Genomic DNA, 16,714 nt, shown 5'->3' with positions numbered 1-16,714 from the left:
AATTCTGCTGAGCTGCTGAAAACTAGAGTTGACGCGAGTTGCTTACGCTGCTTAAAATCGAAGTGGAAGTCAGCTGAATGGGTCCTTGGGCCACTGATGACAGGAGACCGCATGGCCACGCTCAGCATCCACTTCGACCCCGCCGTCATCGCCCGGCTCACGAGCGCGAGCGGCGATGACACCATCCACGTCACCCTGACCCTCGGTGGCGCATCCACCACCGAGGCGGCTGCGCCCGTCATCCCCCACGGACCACTGGCCGCGCTGATGCAGGCCGGTCTGCTGAAGCCGGACACGGTCCTCACCTTCCACCAGCGCCGCGCCAACCGGTCGGGCCGCGCTGTTGTGACCGCAGACGGCCAGCTCATCGTCGACGGCCACTCCTCTCCGTTCCCCTCCCCGTCGAAGGCAGCGGAAGCCGTCACGGGCAACGTCATCAACGGCTGGACCCTGTGGCACACGCCCGACGGATCCACCCTGGACCAGCTGCGCCAGAAGCTGGACACCGAGTAGCCAGCCCTTGGCCGTTCCGGCCCGCGCGACGTCGCGCGGGCCGGAACGGCACACCGGATCGGACGGAAGAGCTCGAACGCGGCCGGGACACCCGGGTGGTTGAGGAGTGTCCGCTCCACGCACTCACCGCCACCGGCGACTTCGCCTACTTCGGCAACGTCGCCCACTTCATGGCCGGCCTGCCCCTGCCGGGGCCCTCGGCCATTCGCTGGACCGAGAGCGAAGAACACATCCGCTCCGCATGGCGCCGCCTGGTCCAGGACCGGCAGGAACACCTGCGCACTCGAGACTGGCCGCCCCGGCAAGCATGAGGCCTCGGACCAGGAGCTGGACCGGGGCCGTCGTCGTGTGGTCCGCCGGTGCCAGGGCCCGGCAAAACAAATGGCCCGCACGCCGACCGGCGTGCGGGCCAAAAGAAAAGAGGGGCAGTGGCCATAAATGGCGAGTGCCCCTTCAAGTCTGCACCGAGTGTAGCACGGGAGACACGTTTGCCAGTTTCTGCTGGTCAGGCTCCGATAGGGTGCCCAAATGGTCTCCACCGCAGTCCAGGACCCCTACGCACGCCACGTCCTAGCGCGTATGTCCGACTTCTTCGCCGACGAGCGTACGCCCTGGCCCCGCCGCCTGTGGGACATAGGCTCTGTCCTCGCGCTGGAGGAACTGTGGGAGGCCGGCCACTGGCAGGCCCACAACGTACTGTCGTCCTCCGCGTGCGACTGGCAGCGCCATGAGCTCAAGGCCATTCTCGGCCGGGACGCCGGTCTCGGCGACAAGGACCTCCGCAAGGAGATCACGAACCTGCTCAGCAAGCCCCTCCTCGACCCCAGCCCGGAGCGGCGCCGGCTGAAGGAGGTCATCGGGCACTTGCGCCCCGGCTATCTGGGCCGGTGGGTGACGGCGATCGCCGTCGAGGAAGCCAAGCGGGTCAAGCCCGAGCGGTTCTCCCGGACCGTGGCCGCCCATCTCCTGGACCTCGGCTACAGCGGCCTCCACCTGCGGAACTGGGCCCGCGGCCTCAAGACAGCCCGGGTGACGGCCACCGACATCGCCGAGAGCGCGGCCGAACTTGCCCGTGCCCGTCCGCAGACGTTCGACGTCCTGGTGGCCCTCGACAAAGTGCCCCACCGCGAACTCGCCGAGCCGCTGCCGAACTGGCTCGACAAGGGCAAGGTCGGTGCCTGGCTCCGGGAACACGGCCACAACACCGCGGGCTTCCGCACCGGCGGGGGCTTCGTCTACCAGCTCCAGGCGCTCGATCCCCTCGGCGCGGCCGACCAGGCCCGCCGGCTCCTGGACCGCATGACCGCCCGCTCGGAGTTCCTGCGCGGCCGTCGCGGAGGCGTGCTGCCGCTGCCGTTCATCTGGGTCGCCGGGTACGACACCCCGGTACCGCTCGAACCCCCGGCCCGTGGCGTCGACGTCCTCTCTCTCGTCTACGAGGGCCACCTCTACAAGGTCGACAGCCGAGAGCGCATCGACGACGCCCTCGAACTGGCCGCTGTCAGCAACCGCGGCGCCCTCGACCCCGCCGTCGCCGGCGGTTGGGCAGCAGTCGAGTCCCTCCTCGTCCACCCCGACGACCCCAGGAGCGACGGAGAACGGTCCGGGAAGGCCGTCGCCGCCGACCGGATGGCAGCGATCATCGCCTGCTCCTGGCCCCGCGCCGAGCTGACCACGCTGGCCCACCGCCACCAGCCCGCACAGCCGGACGCCCTCTCCGAGGCTGTCGCGGCCTGCACCGCCAACCGCGAACGCGCCCGTCTCGTCGCCGACGCTCTTCGCGCCGGAGGACCCGAAGCCCTCGCCTTGAAATACACCGACACCGCGGCCGCCCAGCGCATGGCCGCACTCGTACAGAACCCGGGCAAGCAGCTCGCCGAGGTCAACCACGCGTTTCGCATCGCCATGCGCCGCCTCTACCGCACCCGCAACATCATCCTCCACGGCGGTGCCACCCAAGGCGTAGCCCTGGACGCCTCCCTGCGAACAGCCGCGCCCCTCCTGGGCGCCGGCCTCGACCGCATCGTCCACGCCTCCTACACCGAAGGACTCGACCCGCTCGACCTCGCCGCCCGCGCCGAAGTCGCCCTCCAACTCGTCGACGGCGAAACCGGCCTGGCCACCGTGGACCTTCTCGAGCCGCCTCACTGAGCACGGCCGGTGTGGCCACTTCCTCACCCATTAGGAGGTCCTACGTTGTTCGTGGGTTGGACGGGCCGTCGTAAGGTCCAGAGGCCCAGAGACACCGGGTATGGCTTTCAGGTGGTTGCCCTCGATGGCTCCAGACACCTGGCCGCCCGGTGTCTCACGGCGACTCGGCCGCTGATGAGGAGCTGCGAGCCCCTGCGGGTGCATCGCTGAGTAGGACCACGCTGGCGAGGTCGTCCGGGAGAACAGCACACGACGAACGACCGGAGGAACAGGTGGCCCGAATCTGGGCGGGGACGGACATCGGCAAGACCCACCACCACGCCGTGGTACTGGACGCCGACGGCAACCGACTGCTGTCCCGGCGGGTGCTGAACGACGAGCCGGAGCTGCTGGCCCTGCTTGTCGATGTGTTGGCGATCGACGAGGAGGTGGTGTGGGCGGTCGACGTCGCCGACGGCATGGCCACTCTGCTGGTCAACGTCCTGCTCAACCACGGACAGCAGCTCGTCTACATACCCGGCCTGGCCGTCAACCGGGCCTCCGCCGGCTACCGGGGCATGGGCAAGACCGACGCCAAGGACGCCACCGTCATCGCCGACCAGGCCCGGATGCGACGGGACCTGACGATCCTGCAGCCCGACGACGAACAGGTCATCGAGCTGCGGATCCTCACGGACCGCCGCGCCGACCTCAACGCAGACCGCACCCGGCGGATCAACCGCCTTCGAGGCCAATTCACCAGCATCTTTCCCGCGCTCGAGCGGGTACTGGACTTGGGTAACGCCGGCCCGCTGGTTCTCCTGGCCGGCTACCAGACTCCCGCCGCCCTGCGCCGAACCGGCCGCAACCGTCTGGAGACCTGGCTCAGGAACCGCAAGGTCCGTGGCGCCAAAGCCCTCGCCGAGGCTGCTCTGGAGGCGGCTGGGCGTCAGCACACCGCTCTCCCCGGAGAGAAGATCACCGCCCAGGTGATCCGCGCCCTGGCGAAGGAGGTGATGAGCCTCAACGAGCAGATCGCCGAGATCGACAAGCTCATTGCGGCCCAATTTCGCGAACACAAGCTCTCTGCAGTGATCTCCAGCATGCCCGGAATCGGCCCCTTGCTCGGCGCGGAGTTCCTCGCCGTCACGGCAGGCGACATGAGCCGCTTCGGCAGCTCGGACCGCCTGGCCAGCTTCGGAGGCGTCGCTCCGGTGCCCCGGGACTCCGGCAATGTCAGCGGCAACCTGCACCGCCCACGGCGCTACCATCGCGGCCTGCAGCGCGTCTTCTACACCTCCGCGCTCATCAGCATCCGCAGCTGCGACGCATCCCGCCGCTTTTACGAACGCAAGCGCGCCGAGGGCAAGCGGCATGCACAGGCCGTCCTCGCCCTGGCCCGCCGACGAGTCAACGTCCTGTGGGCCCTGATCCGTGACGGATGGTGCTTCCAGCATGAACTCCCTGTCACAGTCGCAGCTTGACAACGTCACTAGGAGGTGCTTGCTGCCCGCCTTGCCCCGGTCCACCGGGGACGGACCGGTGGCCGGCCCGCCCTTCATCGCGCGGATGTGGCTGGAGTCGACCGCTGCGCGGGAGAAGTCGAGCAGGTCTGCGGCCCGCAGCTCGGAGAGCAGCAGCTCGTGCAGGTGCTGCCAGACCCCGGCCTCGTTCCAGGCCCGCAGCCGTCGCCAGCAGGTCATCCCCCGAGCCGAAGCCCAGCTCCTGGGGCAGATACTCCCAGCGGCTCCCGGTGTACAGCACCTTGCGACTATCCAGACGCTTACGACCTGGACGCCGCGGATTACGCGGGACGACCGGCAGCAGCGGCTCGATGCGCGCCCACAATCCGTCGTCGATCTCCCACGATCTGGCAGCGGTCTTCCTCGTCTCGACTGGCTCGCACCCCCTTCGGCCAGCATCAACGAGAACTGACACACCGTCATTCCCGGAGGTCCAGAAACTTCCTTTTGTTAGGAGTCGTTAACCTGGAAACCAAAAGCAGATCTCTCCAAGTGCTCCCCGCGCCCGCGGGGATGGTCCCGTGGCCGGACCCGCGCCCGTAATCCACCTCGAGTGCTCCCCGCGCCCGCGGGGATGGTCCCGACTTCTGTCGACGGTCCTCTCCGCGCGAGCGGAGGTGAGCCGCCATGACCGGCCAATACTCCAGCCTGACTTCGCGATCTTGTCGCGGACCCGGCTGGGAACGGGGGCAAGTTGCTGAGGCGGCGGGTTCTCGGGGGCGCTGTCGATGACCACCAGGTCGTACCGGTGGGCAATGGGGGTCAGGCAGACGGCGAGGGCCTGACGGTGCTGCTGCATGCGGTGGGTGAGTTGGAGCTTGTCGGGTGCGGCTCCGACGTGCTGCCCGCCGACCACCACGTCAAGGTTGGGCCGGCGCCGGGCGCTCGTCTGTATGGCGTCGGGTCGGTCAGCTGCATCACGGGCTACGCGTCTGCTCGGCTGGCTTTGGGGCGGGCCGATCGAGCAGGCGAATCGTGCGGCACGGTTTCAGCAGGCGTCGGCCAGTTCTTCGATCTGCTCCGCCAAGCGCTGGTCGGGTTGGTGGAACTCACCGCTGGCTTCGCCGACCTCCTCGACTTTGAGGCGTTCGACGGCTTCGCGTAGCACCTTGGTATGAGGGGTGGGAGGATGTTCCAGCCAGGTGGGGCGGGGTGTGAAGTCGATGCCGGTGCCGAGGTCGAGGGCTTGGTGCATCCAGTGGTCGGCGGCGCTCAGCTCGCCGCGGCGCAGGTGGAACAGGTGCAGGCAGTAGGCGGCGGTGGCGTTGCCGGCGCCGGCGGCGTACTGCCACCACCACAGTGCTCCCTCGGGCTTCGTGGCGAGGTTGAGCAGGTAGCCGAAGTGCAGGGCGCCGTCGATGTCGACGGGGTCCCGCAGGCTTCTTGAGCAGGCACGTCTTCAGAATCCCGCCATCGACTTGTCGAGCACTCCTCCCATCGCGCCGTAGAGGCTGCACCGCACAAAGTGGCCGGCCCTGCGGCGCAGGGCGACCTCGATGAGGAAGAAGAGCATGAAGAGCCCGGCAAGGACCCCGGCCCCGGCCGGGTGGTAGATGAAATAGCCGAAGCAGGCGATGCCGTTCCACACCGAATCGGCATCAGCGAGCCGCACAGAACCGTCCAGAACGTGACCGGTGCCGCCCCGGACGGCAGCACCTTGTGATGCCACACCTCGATGTGGTTCCTGGGCACGCAGTGCTCAAGAGGCATGAAGCCATGCCATCACCACCAGCCCCGAACCGGCAGGGTGATCCGTGGTGATCGAGCCGACGTCCGGCGCACCACGGTCAGCCGCTCCGGCACGCCGCGGTGCTGCGGGTGGCACCACCCTGACCCGGCTGGAGACCGCGCTGGGTCATCCCCCGCTCGTCACAACCTGGCCTCCCGCGGCCCGGCCGGACGCGCCCCGCGAGCCCGCGCGCGTTCCTCGACCGCCCGGCCCGGGGCCGCGGCCGATGCGCGCCGGGCGGTCAGCGGCTCTGGCCCGGGCCTTGGCGGCGGGGGCGCTGCGGGGCGCGGCGGCCTCGCCGTGCGGGCGCGGTGCGGCTCTCGACCTCGGCGGGGCCGGTGGCGGGTGCGGAGAAGCCGCCCGGGATGCCGGGCCGGGCGGCCGGTACCTGCACCGGGGGCTGGGCGGCAGTGGGCTGGGCGGCGCGGCGCCGGGGCTGAGCGGCGCGGGCGAGGACGGTGGCGTGCGCCAGCAGCGGGGCGCAGGCCTCGCACACCTCTTCGACGCTCCAGACGCGGCCGACGGTGGGATCGTGGCGCAGGATGAGCAGCACGGCGCCCGCGCAGTGCGTTGTGGCATCCGGGTGGGCGGCGCAGCGCTGGGAGCCGCAGTGGCACCAGGCGTGGGGGCGGACGGTGGCGGCCCTGGCGTGGGCGGCGGCGTGCCGGGCGGCGAACGCGCGCAGCGCCGCGAGGTCCTTGGAGCGGGGCGGCATCCGGCAGGCGGAGGTGCTGCAGGAGACGGTGGCGGAGCGGTCGCTGTGTCCGGTGATCCGGACGGTCCAGGCCCGTCCGGGGACGCGCTCGGTGGAGGGTTCGCTGTAGGCGGTCGTCACGGCCGTCCGTTCTGGTTGCTCGAGGGGTGTCGGTCCACTATGGGCTACCCGCTCGGTGGCCGGTAGCAGGCATCGACGGATGTCGGGCGCTGTCCCGGGGGGAAGCGCACCGGGATGGGCGGGTGTTCCGCCGGGCGGGCCCGGGCAGGCTCTCCACGGGCTTCGGACAGCGACTGGGTGAAGGGGCCGCGGGCGGTGTCACTGCTGCTCCACCTTGCCTGACATGTCTGCACCTGCTCGCCTCTCCTGGGGCCCGTGGCGTGATGTCCAGGCTGTGAAGAATTTCGGGCACGTCCACTTCGTGCGGCATGCGGCCGGCAGTGACGGCGGAGAACGGCCAGGCGCCGGGCCGGTGGCCCGGCGCGCGGTGTGTGTGCCATGACCGGGTCCGGCAAGGGGCGGCTGGTGCGGGAGCGCGGGAAGGCGGGCAGTTCTCCCCTGCGCCGCACGGCCGTGATGCCGTCGGTGGTGAAGTCGTCGTCCACGGCGTTCCCTTCTCACGCTCTGCATCGCGGCGGCAGATGCGGACACGCCGGCTGACACGGCAGTGTGACCAGGCGGGCAGGGCGTCTGTGCGGGCCGGATCCGGGCGGACCGTGGAGCGGAAGGGGGTGAGGTGGTTTCGCGTCCGGTGTCCCTTCCGGCGGGCCGGTGCCGGGAGGGGCGGCAGGCCGTGGGCGGCTGTCCGCAAGGGTGGTGTTTGCCCGGGACAGCGGCGACGGTCCCGTTTGGGTGGGTAGCATCCGGCAGCAACAACCCCCGTATGAAGGAGTGTGCCGCGTGGCCACCGAGCCGGAAGAGCCCACCCAGAGCCTGCAGAGCCAGTACGCGGCCCAGTTCGCCGACCACCTCGCGGCCAGCCGGGAGGAACAGGCCCGTCTGCGCAGGCGTCTTGAGCAGCTCGAGGCGGACGAAGCCTGGCTGGTGAAGGCACTGGAGACGGTGTCCGCCCCGGCCGACGCCGGCGCCCGGGCGTCCGAGGGCGAGCCGGCACCGCCGCAGGACAACACGTCCGGGCCCACCGAGCCGGCCGAAGCGGCCGAGCCGTCCGAAGCGGCCGATGTTGAGGCTTCCGCGGCCGTGCCCCAGCAGCGGCAGGACAAGCCGGCCAAGACGGCCGCGAAGAAGACCACGGCCAAGAAGGCCACGGCGAACAAGCCGGGGGCGAAGAAGGCAGCAGCGAAGCAGACTCCTGCGGCGAAGAAGACAACGGCGACCAAGACCGGTGAACCGTCCCTGGGTGAGCTGCTGTTGAGCGTCCTCGGCCGGCACGCCGGGCAGCCGCGCACCGCGAGTGAGGTCGCCGGCGACCTGGAGCGGGAGTACCCCGAGCGGGCCCGGGACATCAACACCGTGCGCAACACCCTGGAGCGGCTGGTCGCCAAGAGCCGCATCGAGCGGACCAAGCAGAAGCACACCGTGCTGTACACCGCCGCGACCGAGCCCGCGCCCGCCGCGGACGACGCAGCCGCAGAAGCGTCCCCGGCCGCCGAGACGGCCGGCGCCGCGGAAACCGCGAAGATGCCGGCGCAGGCCTGACTCCCTCGCCCGACGCGGTGACACCGGCCGGGCCGGACGCCGGTCCGCAGCGTGAGGCGTGTGGCCGGACAACAGCACTCAGTTGGTGAGGAGTTGGAAGTGCGCTGCCGGGCGCCGGTGCGTGGCCGCCCACGTGGCGGCCACGCACCGGCGCCCGGCGGCATCCCGCCGCGAAGGGGGAGCTGGTTCAGGGGGGCCGGACGGCGGAGCTGTGCCGCGCCGGAGGCATGTTGTGCCGCTCGAGAAGTCGTCGTCGTCGGTCAAGCGGTGCAGCGGTACTCGCCGATCACGCCGCCGAGGATCTGGGTCCGCAGCACTCGGCGGACCTCGCGGGCGTGCACTGCGACGCCGGACCGTTCCTCGGCGTCGGGCGGTAGTCGGCGACGGGCCCGGTGAGGGCGGTGCGCGGTGTCGTGCCGTGGGTGGGCGGCCCGGACGTGGCGGGCGGGGGCCCCGTTCACGATCAGGACGCGGTCGAGTATCCCGCGGCGGATGCTGCCAATGATCCTCTCGCCGTGGGCGTGCAGCCGAGGAGCCCGCGGGGCACTCAAGAGCACCGCCGACTCCCCGGCCGCGAAGACCGCGTCGCACGCCGCACCGTAGGTGCCGTCGCGGTCACCCGGCAGGAACCGCACCGCCGCCCTGCGCCGGCCCGGGGCGGCGGCGGGATGCCGCGCCTGATGCCCGGCCCACTCCCGGGTCGGGCGGGCGGTGCCTTCCGGTGCGGCGCGGGCGCCTCGGGCCGTGCCCGGGGAACACCGGCGCCTACCGCCTCGTGCCGAGCACGGTGCCGGAGCGGAGGAAGGCCGCCGCGAGGATGCCCCCAGCCCGGGCGGCCGGGAACCCGCGCCGGGTCGGGCCGGCACGACGCGGCGCCGGGCCGACACTCGCGGCGGGGAGGACCTCCCCCGCCGCCGGGGCGGCGATCCGAGGCCCGACTCGGGCCAACTCCCCTGGGATGCGCCGGCGCCCCCACCGCGGATTGTCCCGGGCCGGCCGCAGCCCGAGCGTCCTGACTGCCGCTGGGCTGGGCGGGCGTCCGGGGCGTCGGCGTGCGATGCGGTCCCCCGGGGCGGCGAATTTGCGATGCCGGGCGGGCAGGGGGGCGGGGGCGACCGGGAAGCCCTCGCGCCGGTGTCGCCGGGGCATCGGCGCGGACGGGGCGGCGCACCGGAATCGGCCGGCCGGCCCGGAGCGGGCCGGCCGGCCGGTTGCCGGCGCAGGACCGCGTGCTCGTGCCACGGCACGAGCAGTTCCGCGTCCTGGGTGGTGGCGCGGCGCGGCAGCACCGCCGGGACGGACGGCAGCCTCCGGGCCACCCGGTACAGCAGGGACACGATCACCCTGGCACGTTCCCGGCCAGCGCGACATCATCGCTGCCGCCTGCGGCGATGACTTTTCGAGCGGCACAGGGACAGAAGGCAAGACAAGGCAGAGACGGCGGCCGCCTTCGCCAGCCTGCTCAGGCCCGGAGGGCTTGGGGCGTCTGCATCTCCGCCGGTGGGCCCCCAGGGAGCCGGGGGCGGTCGGCCGGTGCTCATCGCCGGCTCCTCCGCCTTCCTGGCACCCCGTGCCCCGGCGCGGCGTTCAGTACCGCTCGGTCTCCACAAAACCCGTGCTCGCGTCGTCGTCCGCGCCGAAGGCAGCGGCGGTCGGGTCGAAGCCGGGCGGGCTGTCTTTGAGGGCCAGCCCCAGGCCGGCCAGCTTCGCCTTGACCTCGTCGATCGACTTCGCACCGAAGTTGCGAATGTCGAGCAGGTCCGCCTCGGAGCGCGCCAGGAGCTCGCCCACCGAGTGGACGCCCTCCCGCTTGAGGCAGTTGTAGGAGCGGACGGTGAGCTCCAGCTCCTCGATCGGCAGCGCCAGATCGGCGGCGAGAGCGGCGTCCGTCGGGGACGGCCCCATGTCGATGCCCTCGGCGTCGATGTTCAGCTCGCGGGCCAGACCGAACAGCTCGACCAGGGTCTTGCCGGCCGACGCCATGGCATCACGCGGACGCATGGCCTGCTTGGTCTCGACGTCGACGATCAGCTTGTCGAAGTCGGTGCGCTGCTCGACACGGGTCGCCTCGACCTTGTACGTGACCTTCAGCACGGGGCTGTAGATGGAGTCGACCGGAATCCGGCCGATCTCCTGGCCCACCTGCTTGTTCTGCACGGCGGAGACGTAGCCGCGCCCGCGCTCGACGGTCAGCTCCATCTCCAGCTKGCCCTTGCCGTTGAGCGTGGCGAGGACGAGGTCGGGGTTGTGCACCTCGACACCGGCCGGGGGCGCGATGTCGGCGGCGGTGACCTGGCCCGGGCCCTGCTTGCGCAGGTACATCACCACGGGCTCGTCGTGCTCGGAGGACACGACCAGCTGCTTGATGTTGAGGATCAGGTCGGTGACGTCCTCCTTGACGCCCGGCACGGTGGTGAACTCGTGCAGGACGCCGTCGATGCGGATGCTGGTGACGGCGGCACCGGGGATCGACGACAGCAGGGTGCGGCGCAGGGAGTTGCCGAGGGTGTAGCCGAAGCCCGGCTCCAGCGGCTCGATCACGAACCGGGAGCGGAACTCGTCGACGACCTCTTCGGTCAACGAGGGACGCTGAGCGATCAGCACGAGGTATGGCCTCCAGTGTGTGGCGCCCGCCATGTGACGCCGTAGACACCCCGAAGGGTACGGGCGGTTCGGCCGCCCAGGAGGCCGAACCGCCCGACCCCGCCCGCCTCGGTCGCCCCGGAGGGCGACCGCCAGGCCTGGTCGGTCGGATCCGGGCGGGCCGTGGAGCGGGAGACGGTGAGGTGGTTTCGCGTCCGGTGTCCCTTCCGGCGGACCGGTGCCGGCAGGTGCGGCAGGCCGTGTGCGGCTGTTCGTAAGGGTGGTGTTTGCCCAGGACAGCGGCGACGGTCCCGTTTGGGTGAGTAGCATCCGGCAGCAACAACCCCCGTATGAAGGAGCGTGCCGCGTGGCCACCGAGCCGGAAGAGCCCACCACCCAGAGCCTGCAGAGCCAGTACGCGGCCCAGTTCGCCCACCACCTCGCGGCCAACCGGGAGGAACAGGCCCGTCTGCGTAAGCGTCTTGAGCAGCTCGAGGCGGACGAGGCCTGGCTGGTGAAGGCACTGGAGACGGTGTCCGCCCCGGCCGACGCCGACGCCGGCGCCCAGGCGCCCGAGGGCGAGCCGGCACAGCCGCAGGACAACACGTCCAAGCCCACCGAGCCGACCGAAGCGGCCGAGCCGTCCGAAGCGGCCGATGTTGAGGCTTCCGCGGCTGTGCCGAAGCAGCGGCAGGACAAGCCGGCCAAGACGGCCGCGAAGAAGACCACGGCCAAGAAGACGGCCGTGAAGGAGACGACGGCCAAGAAGGCCACGGCGAAAAAGTCGGGGGCGAGGAAGGCAGCAGCGAAGCAGGCTCCTGCGGCGAAGAAGACGACGGCGACCAGGGCCGGTGAACCGACCCTGGGTGAGCTGCTGTTGAGCGTCCTCGGTAAGCACGCCGGTCAGCCGCGCACCGCGGGCGAGGTCGCCGGCGACCTGGAGCGGGAGTACCCCGAGCGGGCCCGGGACATCAACACCGTGCGCAGCACCCTGGAGCGGCTGGTCGCCAAGAGCCGCGTCGAGCGGATGAAGCAGAAGAACACCGTGCTGTACACCGCCGTGACCGCGTCCGTGCCCGCCACGGACGACGCAGCCGCAGAAGCGTCCCCGACGACCGAGACGACCGGCGCCGCGGAGACCGCGAACACCGCAAAGGTGCCGGCGCAGGCCTAGTTGGGGCCGTGCCGCCCGTCTTCGCACGCAGCACCGTCCCGGGTGCCGGCACCCGGCACGCTGCGACCGGCGGAAAGGTCGGATGACCGCGCGCCGACGGGGTAGAACGGACGCCGGGTGCCTTCCGGCTACGGACGGCCCTGCCCACAGACCAGCCGGGACCTCTCGGCGATATCGAAGGACAAGCAGCATGGCCAGCGGCACCGTGAAGTGGTTCAACGCCGAAAAGGGCTTCGGGTTCATCGCCCAGGACGGCGGCGGCCCGGACGTCTTCGCCCACTACTCCGAAATCCAGGGCGGGGGCGGCTACCGTGAGCTGACCGAGGGCGAGCACGTCACCTTCGACATCGGTCAGGGCCCAAAGGGCCTGCAGGCACAGAACATCGTCCGGGGCTGACCGCTCACGGTGATGCACGGCGGGTTGCCGGACCAGGCAACCCGCCTCTTTTGTGCGGCGGGCCTGCGCGACGACCGGGGCCGGCCGCCCCCGACGTTGCCGGCGCCGCTGGGCAGGAGACCGGGACACCGACCGGTGGGGCAAGCCGCCCCGCTCCACGCCTGTTGTGCCGGCGCACCGGGCGGGGCCGGCCTGGGGGCGTGCCGCGGTGCCATCTGGTGGCAGGCCCCGTAGTCTGACGGTGTCGCCTCATCCGCGGCTGCCCTGACTGGAGCCGGAGCGGACCCGCAGGCCCGCATCCTTCACCCTTCCGGCCGGCTGGATAGCCTGTCTCCCTCAGGCGCCGGCATCCGTGTCGGGGCAGTCCGCATCCACGGGCTCCCGTTCGTTGCTCCGTGGTGTCTTGTGCCGGGTCCCGTTCACGCTGCCCAGCGGTCCTCGCGTGCAGGGGCGGAGATGCCGGCACGTGGTTGCCGCTGTACGACCGGGCTCGGACTGCGTCTACGACAGGGGCGTCGGCCGGCAGCACCGAGACAACTCACCAGCGCCCTCTACCTGGACAGGCGATGGGACGTGGACCAGTACGAGATGGCGATGTGGGAGCTGCTGCAGGACAGCCTCATCCCGGACGAGAGCCTCGACCTGCTGCGGAGGCTGATGCGGCTCTTCTGAGGCCGGCCGGAGGCCCGCCCCTTGTCGGTGAGCTGATCGAACACGCTGACGACGCGCTGTCTGGTCCGGTCGGTCCGCCACCCGCGACGACCGGCGCCGGCCGTAGCCGATGACCGGAAGCCGCACGCCAGGACCGCGGCGCTGTCGGCTCCGGTTTTCCGCCTCGTCAGCTGAGCTCTGCGAGAGCCCTCGCTGCCACCCAGAACCTGGGGGACGCCAGATCCCTCTCATTCCTGCTTCGAAAAGGCTGCGGGAGTCGCATGGATGTCAGCTCCCCGACCACGCGACAACCTGCAGGAACGCGGCGGCTTTGGAGCGGACGACGCAACTGGACGCAACCGCCCGCGCAACCACCCCTCGCGACGATCTTCTTTCGGGGGCCGGCAGGCCGCCAACGCCTGTTCTGGGGCGGAATCCACGTGACGGCAGGCAGCGTGACACCCCCTCCCGTGCTGCATCCGCCCGACGATCACGCTCCGCCGCCTGGTCGGATGCTCTGTCGGCATGAGCAGTGCTGGCGACGGCTACTCGGAGGCGGCGGGGTTCGGCAGCAAGCCCTGCTAGGTCCTCCGGGCCCCGGCTCGGAGGACCTACGCGTTGTGATGCGCCGCGAGCGGATGGATGCTGAAGGAGGACGCTGGGCAGGTGATCCACAGGGTCCCGTCCGCTGTCACCACGGTGATTCCATGGTCCCTTCCGCGTTTCCCGAACCTTCTGCGCCGGCTTCGGCCAGCACGTCGGATGCTGCTGAGATCGAACGGCTGCGTACGGAGAACCGACAGCTCAAGTACGCGCTCGTCTCCCATGCAGTGGTCGACCAGGCCATCGGCGCCCTCGTCGCCATGGGAGGAATCGATCGTGACGAGGGCTTCGCCGTGCTGCGAGAGGTCTCCCAGCACACCAACACCAAGCTGTCCGCCATCGCCGAACACGTCCTCAAGCACGCTCAGGGCGCCGCCCTGCCCGATGTGGTCGAAGGAGAGCTGTGCAAGGCCCTGGCTCGCCACGGCGCGCTGCGCTCGATATGAGCAGGCCATCCGGCGTCCTCGCCCAGGGCTTCGGTACCGACGCCCGATGAGTACACGCGCTGCGCAGCCCACCCGGCCCGAATGCGCAGGCCGCCGGGCCGCTGCGCATCGGCGTGCGCAGCGGCCCGGCGGGCCGGCACCCCGGGACTGCCCGGGCTGCGCAAACACCACGGGGTTGCGCAGCCTCCCCCGGCCAGGAGAAGGCTGCGCAACGGGGACCGGGGGAAACCGCGCATCCGGTCGCGCAGGCCGGCTGGGGCCGACCACGCTGGGGCCGCTCCCCTCTGGCCACCGCACGGCAGACGGGGCGGCGGCCCCCGCCCAGGGCGCTGCATGCGGGGGCCGCCCGGGGGCCTTGCGGTCCTGTCACAGCGCAAGGCATGACGACGCTAAAACACCAGCAGCCGACCGCGCCCGCCCGGCGCGTCGGCCGGGTGAACGCGGATGACGTCACAGCACGGCTTCGAGAAACGGGGCTGCTGGGGTCTCCTCCACCCCGCAGTTCGGTTGGCTCCCTCCAACGGACCGAGATCACCCATCGACTTCAGCAGCCCGGTCCGTTCGCGGGTTCGAGCCGGGCTACATCGAATTCCACCCGGACATCATCGGCCAGCCGCAGTGCGCCCAGGAACGCGGTGTAGGGCTTGATGCCCCAGGTGGACTGTGTGACGGTGGCCCAGCCGCGGACGAGACCGTCGCCGTCGCCCTTCCCGTGCACCGTCACGGGGTGGGTGCGGCCCTTGATGGTGAGCTCACCGTCGATCTCGAAGGACTGCGCAGTCCCCGTGATGCCCGTGGAACGGAAGGTGATCGTGGGGTGTGCTGCGGTATGCAGCAGGGCCTTGTCTCCCAGGGTCCGTTTGATCTCGGCCCGGTCGGTATCGGTGAGCGGCTTCAGCCCGCCCGTTGCCTCCCGGACCTCCAGCGAGTCCGTCTCCACGGTGACATTCACCCATGATCTGTTGGGGTCACCTGCGGCAATCACCGCCTCGCCGGACCACCGGGTTGCCTCGATGGTGAGGTCGTGCCCCGCCTTGCGGCCCAGCCCGGCGCGGCCAGTCTTGATCAACAGTCGGCCGGTCGATGGCCCCAGCCAGTATGTTCCGTCTGCCAGCGTCACACCGCCCGAGAGTATGGGGCGGAAGCAGCCAAGCAACCGAGGCGGCACGGTCGGCGTGTCCCACACTCCACCGCCCCGGCGCGATGCCCCGCCGCCTGAACCATGCCCTGCTGATACGGAAACCTGATGTTGGCAGGGGGTCGGGGCGGGGCTCGGCGTCCCCATGGATGGAGCAAAAGAGGGTGTACGGAAAGAAAGCGTGAACGGGGAGAAGGTGCATGGCCACCGGCACCCCCTTCAGGGCCATCGTGACCGTGACCGGGCTGTCACCGGTGCGCGGCGTCGGCGCCGGGGCAGACAGGGCGGCACTACGCCTGGCCCGGCTCCCGCTCGGCATCGCCCTGGAGTGCGGCGGGCATCTGACCAGTCCGGCTCCCCTCGGCATCCGAGCTCGTCCAGCACCAGACGGTGCAGCTTCGCCCATGACGCGCCAGACCATGACCAGTCTGGCGCGTGCCACGTCAGTGCTCCCAGAACCTCACCCCTCGGCGGATACGCGAACCCCGTGAGGCCCCCCATACGCGGTCAGTTCTCCGACGGGACACGGGCGGCGATCTTCTCGGCCGGCCGATCCGCTTCAGCAGACATCGGCCCGCCGCCCTGCGCAACTGTCACCAAAACCGCAGCAGATCATGCGCCTCGCCCAGGGTCAGCAGGGCCAGCCGCTGCGGCCTCTCCTGCACCGCAGCGAAGCCCTGCCTGAAGGACGAAGAGGCCGTAGTCATCCACGACCGGGGCACCCGCCGTGGCAGCGGTCACGCACCAGCGAAGGGACAGGCCCGGCACCCGCAGCCCCAGCCTGCCGAGGGCCGGCACGCTACGGCCAGCTGGCCAGCGTCTGGCCCGTCTCCTCGTCGACCAGCGTGATCTTCGCGCCGTGCAGATGGCCGTACTCGCCGACCCAACCGGAGAACTTCCTGCGCGCCGTCGCCTCACTGGCCCACCAGCCCTGCAGCACGATCCGACCGCCGGCGGTCAGGGTGAGGTAGTAGCGCTGGGGCTCATCGCCGAGTCTCATCGCACCAGTCCTCTTGATCGGTGTGGACCCGCAGCGGCGACGTGCACCCCCAGCTCGGTCAGCACCTCCCCCAGGTCGGCCAGGATCCCCTCCAGGGCCGTCGGCATGGTGGAGGACGGCCGCGACACGGCGAGCGTGTGATCGCGGCACAGGTCCACCCGGCGGCGGCCGCGGCCGGTGTCGATGCCCCCGGCGGTCAGGCAGGGCTCACCCCAGACCGAGCACGGCTTCACCCGGCGCCGGCCGGTCCGGGCCATCACCCGGTGCCGGTCCGGGCCGGCCGGCGCCGGCCCAAGCCGGCCGGACTCGACGCCGTGGTCCATCAAGCAGCTGCACGAGGAGCTCCGGGACCTCCACTGGCTCTGTGCGATTGAGCGCTGGCCACAGTTGCCGTAAAACGACGACTCGCGCGCGCTGACCGCGATGTCCGCCGCCCTCCGGGGGCCATCACTG

General features: G+C 71.0%; 18 protein-coding genes and 2 pseudogenes. 11 read left to right on the top strand and 9 right to left on the bottom strand.

Annotated elements, in window-relative coordinates; all coding sequences use genetic code 11:
* Positions 1 to 111: 111 nt before the first annotated feature.
* The 4 genes from DIZ27_RS31850 to DIZ27_RS31835 all read left to right on the top strand — a co-directional run bounded on the left by DIZ27_RS31850 (position 112) and on the right by DIZ27_RS31835 (position 4,127).
* A complete protein-coding gene (locus DIZ27_RS31850) occupies positions 112 to 513 on the top strand; it encodes a DUF4357 domain-containing protein (RefSeq protein WP_109381891.1) in 402 nt (133 codons plus the stop codon).
* A gap of 95 nt (positions 514 to 608) precedes the next feature.
* The gene (locus tag DIZ27_RS31845) at positions 609 to 824 is read left to right on the top strand and encodes a hypothetical protein (RefSeq protein WP_109381890.1); all 216 of its coding nucleotides are present in this window, start codon (positions 609 to 611) and stop codon (positions 822 to 824) included.
* A 217-nt stretch (positions 825 to 1,041) separates the two neighbouring features.
* Complete coding sequence (locus DIZ27_RS46020; RefSeq protein ID WP_181383774.1) at positions 1,042 to 2,664, top strand: integrase; 1,623 nt, start codon at positions 1,042 to 1,044, stop codon at positions 2,662 to 2,664.
* 272 nt (positions 2,665 to 2,936) lie between these two features.
* The gene (locus DIZ27_RS31835) at positions 2,937 to 4,127 is read left to right on the top strand and encodes an IS110 family transposase (RefSeq protein WP_109381889.1); all 1,191 of its coding nucleotides are present in this window, start codon (positions 2,937 to 2,939) and stop codon (positions 4,125 to 4,127) included.
* Positions 4,128 to 4,130: 3 nt separating this feature from the next.
* Here the strand turns inward: DIZ27_RS31835 and DIZ27_RS47620 are convergent.
* A pseudogene (locus DIZ27_RS47620) lies at positions 4,131 to 4,503 on the bottom strand (transposase); the annotation flags it as partial.
* Positions 4,504 to 4,914: 411 nt separating this feature from the next.
* On the opposite strand from DIZ27_RS47620, the gene DIZ27_RS31825 reads away from it, so the two are divergent.
* On the top strand, positions 4,915 to 5,271 hold the full coding sequence (locus tag DIZ27_RS31825; protein ID WP_146229029.1) for a hypothetical protein: 357 nt from the start codon (positions 4,915 to 4,917) through the stop codon (positions 5,269 to 5,271).
* 24 nt (positions 5,272 to 5,295) lie between these two features.
* The gene (locus DIZ27_RS45280; protein WP_146229028.1) at positions 5,296 to 5,553 is read left to right on the top strand and encodes a hypothetical protein; all 258 of its coding nucleotides are present in this window, start codon (positions 5,296 to 5,298) and stop codon (positions 5,551 to 5,553) included.
* Positions 5,554 to 5,565: 12 nt separating this feature from the next.
* Here DIZ27_RS45280 and DIZ27_RS31820 read toward each other — a convergent pair whose 3' ends face one another.
* Together DIZ27_RS31820 and DIZ27_RS31815 are read right to left on the bottom strand one after the other, a co-directional pair.
* On the bottom strand, positions 5,566 to 5,778 hold the full coding sequence (locus DIZ27_RS31820; RefSeq protein WP_258308631.1) for a hypothetical protein: 213 nt from the start codon (positions 5,776 to 5,778) through the stop codon (positions 5,566 to 5,568).
* A 358-nt stretch (positions 5,779 to 6,136) separates the two neighbouring features.
* A complete protein-coding gene (locus DIZ27_RS31815; RefSeq protein ID WP_109381886.1) occupies positions 6,137 to 6,730 on the bottom strand; it encodes a hypothetical protein in 594 nt (197 codons plus the stop codon).
* Between the two features lie 780 nt (positions 6,731 to 7,510).
* On the opposite strand from DIZ27_RS31815, the gene DIZ27_RS31810 reads away from it, so the two are divergent.
* On the top strand, positions 7,511 to 8,269 hold the full coding sequence (locus tag DIZ27_RS31810) for a hypothetical protein (protein WP_109381885.1): 759 nt from the start codon (positions 7,511 to 7,513) through the stop codon (positions 8,267 to 8,269).
* 260 nt (positions 8,270 to 8,529) lie between these two features.
* Here the strand turns inward: DIZ27_RS31810 and DIZ27_RS47615 are convergent, their stop codons facing one another.
* Positions 8,530 to 8,904 (bottom strand): transposase, encoded by a 375-nt coding sequence (locus DIZ27_RS47615; RefSeq protein ID WP_258308630.1) that lies wholly within the window; start codon positions 8,902 to 8,904, stop codon positions 8,530 to 8,532.
* Between the two features lie 952 nt (positions 8,905 to 9,856).
* The gene (locus DIZ27_RS31800) at positions 9,857 to 10,873 is read right to left on the bottom strand and encodes a DNA-directed RNA polymerase subunit alpha (RefSeq protein ID WP_109381884.1); all 1,017 of its coding nucleotides are present in this window, start codon (positions 10,871 to 10,873) and stop codon (positions 9,857 to 9,859) included.
* Between the two features lie 346 nt (positions 10,874 to 11,219).
* Here DIZ27_RS31800 and DIZ27_RS31795 point away from each other — a divergent pair, with 346 nt between their 5' ends.
* The 4 genes and pseudogenes from DIZ27_RS31795 to DIZ27_RS31780 all read left to right on the top strand — a co-directional run bounded on the left by DIZ27_RS31795 (position 11,220) and on the right by DIZ27_RS31780 (position 14,123).
* Complete coding sequence (locus DIZ27_RS31795; protein WP_109381883.1) at positions 11,220 to 12,026, top strand: BlaI/MecI/CopY family transcriptional regulator; 807 nt, start codon at positions 11,220 to 11,222, stop codon at positions 12,024 to 12,026.
* A gap of 190 nt (positions 12,027 to 12,216) precedes the next feature.
* Positions 12,217 to 12,423, top strand: a complete 207-nt coding sequence (locus DIZ27_RS31790; protein WP_109381882.1) for a cold-shock protein — start codon at positions 12,217 to 12,219, stop codon at positions 12,421 to 12,423.
* Positions 12,424 to 12,957: 534 nt separating this feature from the next.
* Positions 12,958 to 13,095 (top strand): annotated as a pseudogene (locus DIZ27_RS31785) (XRE family transcriptional regulator); the annotation flags it as partial.
* A 686-nt stretch (positions 13,096 to 13,781) separates the two neighbouring features.
* On the top strand, positions 13,782 to 14,123 hold the full coding sequence (locus tag DIZ27_RS31780; protein WP_109381881.1) for an ANTAR domain-containing protein: 342 nt from the start codon (positions 13,782 to 13,784) through the stop codon (positions 14,121 to 14,123).
* Between the two features lie 544 nt (positions 14,124 to 14,667).
* On the opposite strand, the gene DIZ27_RS31775 is transcribed toward DIZ27_RS31780, so the two are convergent.
* The 4 genes from DIZ27_RS31775 to DIZ27_RS31760 form a co-directional block, all read right to left on the bottom strand.
* On the bottom strand, positions 14,668 to 15,309 hold the full coding sequence (locus DIZ27_RS31775) for a YceI family protein (protein WP_258308629.1): 642 nt from the start codon (positions 15,307 to 15,309) through the stop codon (positions 14,668 to 14,670).
* Positions 15,310 to 15,768: 459 nt separating this feature from the next.
* Complete coding sequence (locus DIZ27_RS48870; RefSeq protein ID WP_375232023.1) at positions 15,769 to 15,861, bottom strand: hypothetical protein; 93 nt, start codon at positions 15,859 to 15,861, stop codon at positions 15,769 to 15,771.
* Positions 15,862 to 16,060: 199 nt separating this feature from the next.
* Positions 16,061 to 16,261 (bottom strand): hypothetical protein, encoded by a 201-nt coding sequence (locus DIZ27_RS31765; protein ID WP_109381878.1) that lies wholly within the window; start codon positions 16,259 to 16,261, stop codon positions 16,061 to 16,063.
* Positions 16,258 to 16,584, bottom strand: coding sequence for a hypothetical protein (locus DIZ27_RS31760; RefSeq protein WP_109381877.1), 327 nt, complete (start codon positions 16,582 to 16,584; stop codon positions 16,258 to 16,260). The genes DIZ27_RS31765 and DIZ27_RS31760 overlap by 4 nt, the downstream gene beginning before the upstream one ends.
* Positions 16,585 to 16,714 lie beyond the last annotated feature (130 nt).

Source organism: Streptomyces sp. NWU339, from assembly GCF_003143855.1.
Taxonomy (GTDB): domain Bacteria; phylum Actinomycetota; class Actinomycetes; order Streptomycetales; family Streptomycetaceae; genus Streptomyces.
Note: the sequence above shows the minus strand (reverse complement) of the source record. Positions and strands in the feature narration are given on the sequence as shown.

Bases quoted from the DNA above. Each gene is read 5' to 3' on its own strand.
- DIZ27_RS46020 (WP_181383774.1), top strand. From the start codon at position 1,042: ATGGTCTCCACCGCAGTCCAGGACCCCTACGCACGCCACGTCCTAGCG.
- DIZ27_RS31765 (WP_109381878.1), bottom strand. From the start codon at position 16,261: ATGAGACTCGGCGATGAGCCCCAGCGCTACTACCTCACCCTGACCGCC.
- DIZ27_RS31780 (WP_109381881.1), top strand. From the start codon at position 13,782: ATGGTCCCTTCCGCGTTTCCCGAACCTTCTGCGCCGGCTTCGGCCAGC.
- DIZ27_RS45280 (WP_146229028.1), top strand. From the start codon at position 5,296: ATGTTCCAGCCAGGTGGGGCGGGGTGTGAAGTCGATGCCGGTGCCGAG.
- DIZ27_RS31850 (WP_109381891.1), top strand. From the start codon at position 112: ATGGCCACGCTCAGCATCCACTTCGACCCCGCCGTCATCGCCCGGCTC.
- DIZ27_RS31790 (WP_109381882.1), top strand. From the start codon at position 12,217: ATGGCCAGCGGCACCGTGAAGTGGTTCAACGCCGAAAAGGGCTTCGGG.
- DIZ27_RS31760 (WP_109381877.1), bottom strand. From the start codon at position 16,584: ATGGACCACGGCGTCGAGTCCGGCCGGCTTGGGCCGGCGCCGGCCGGC.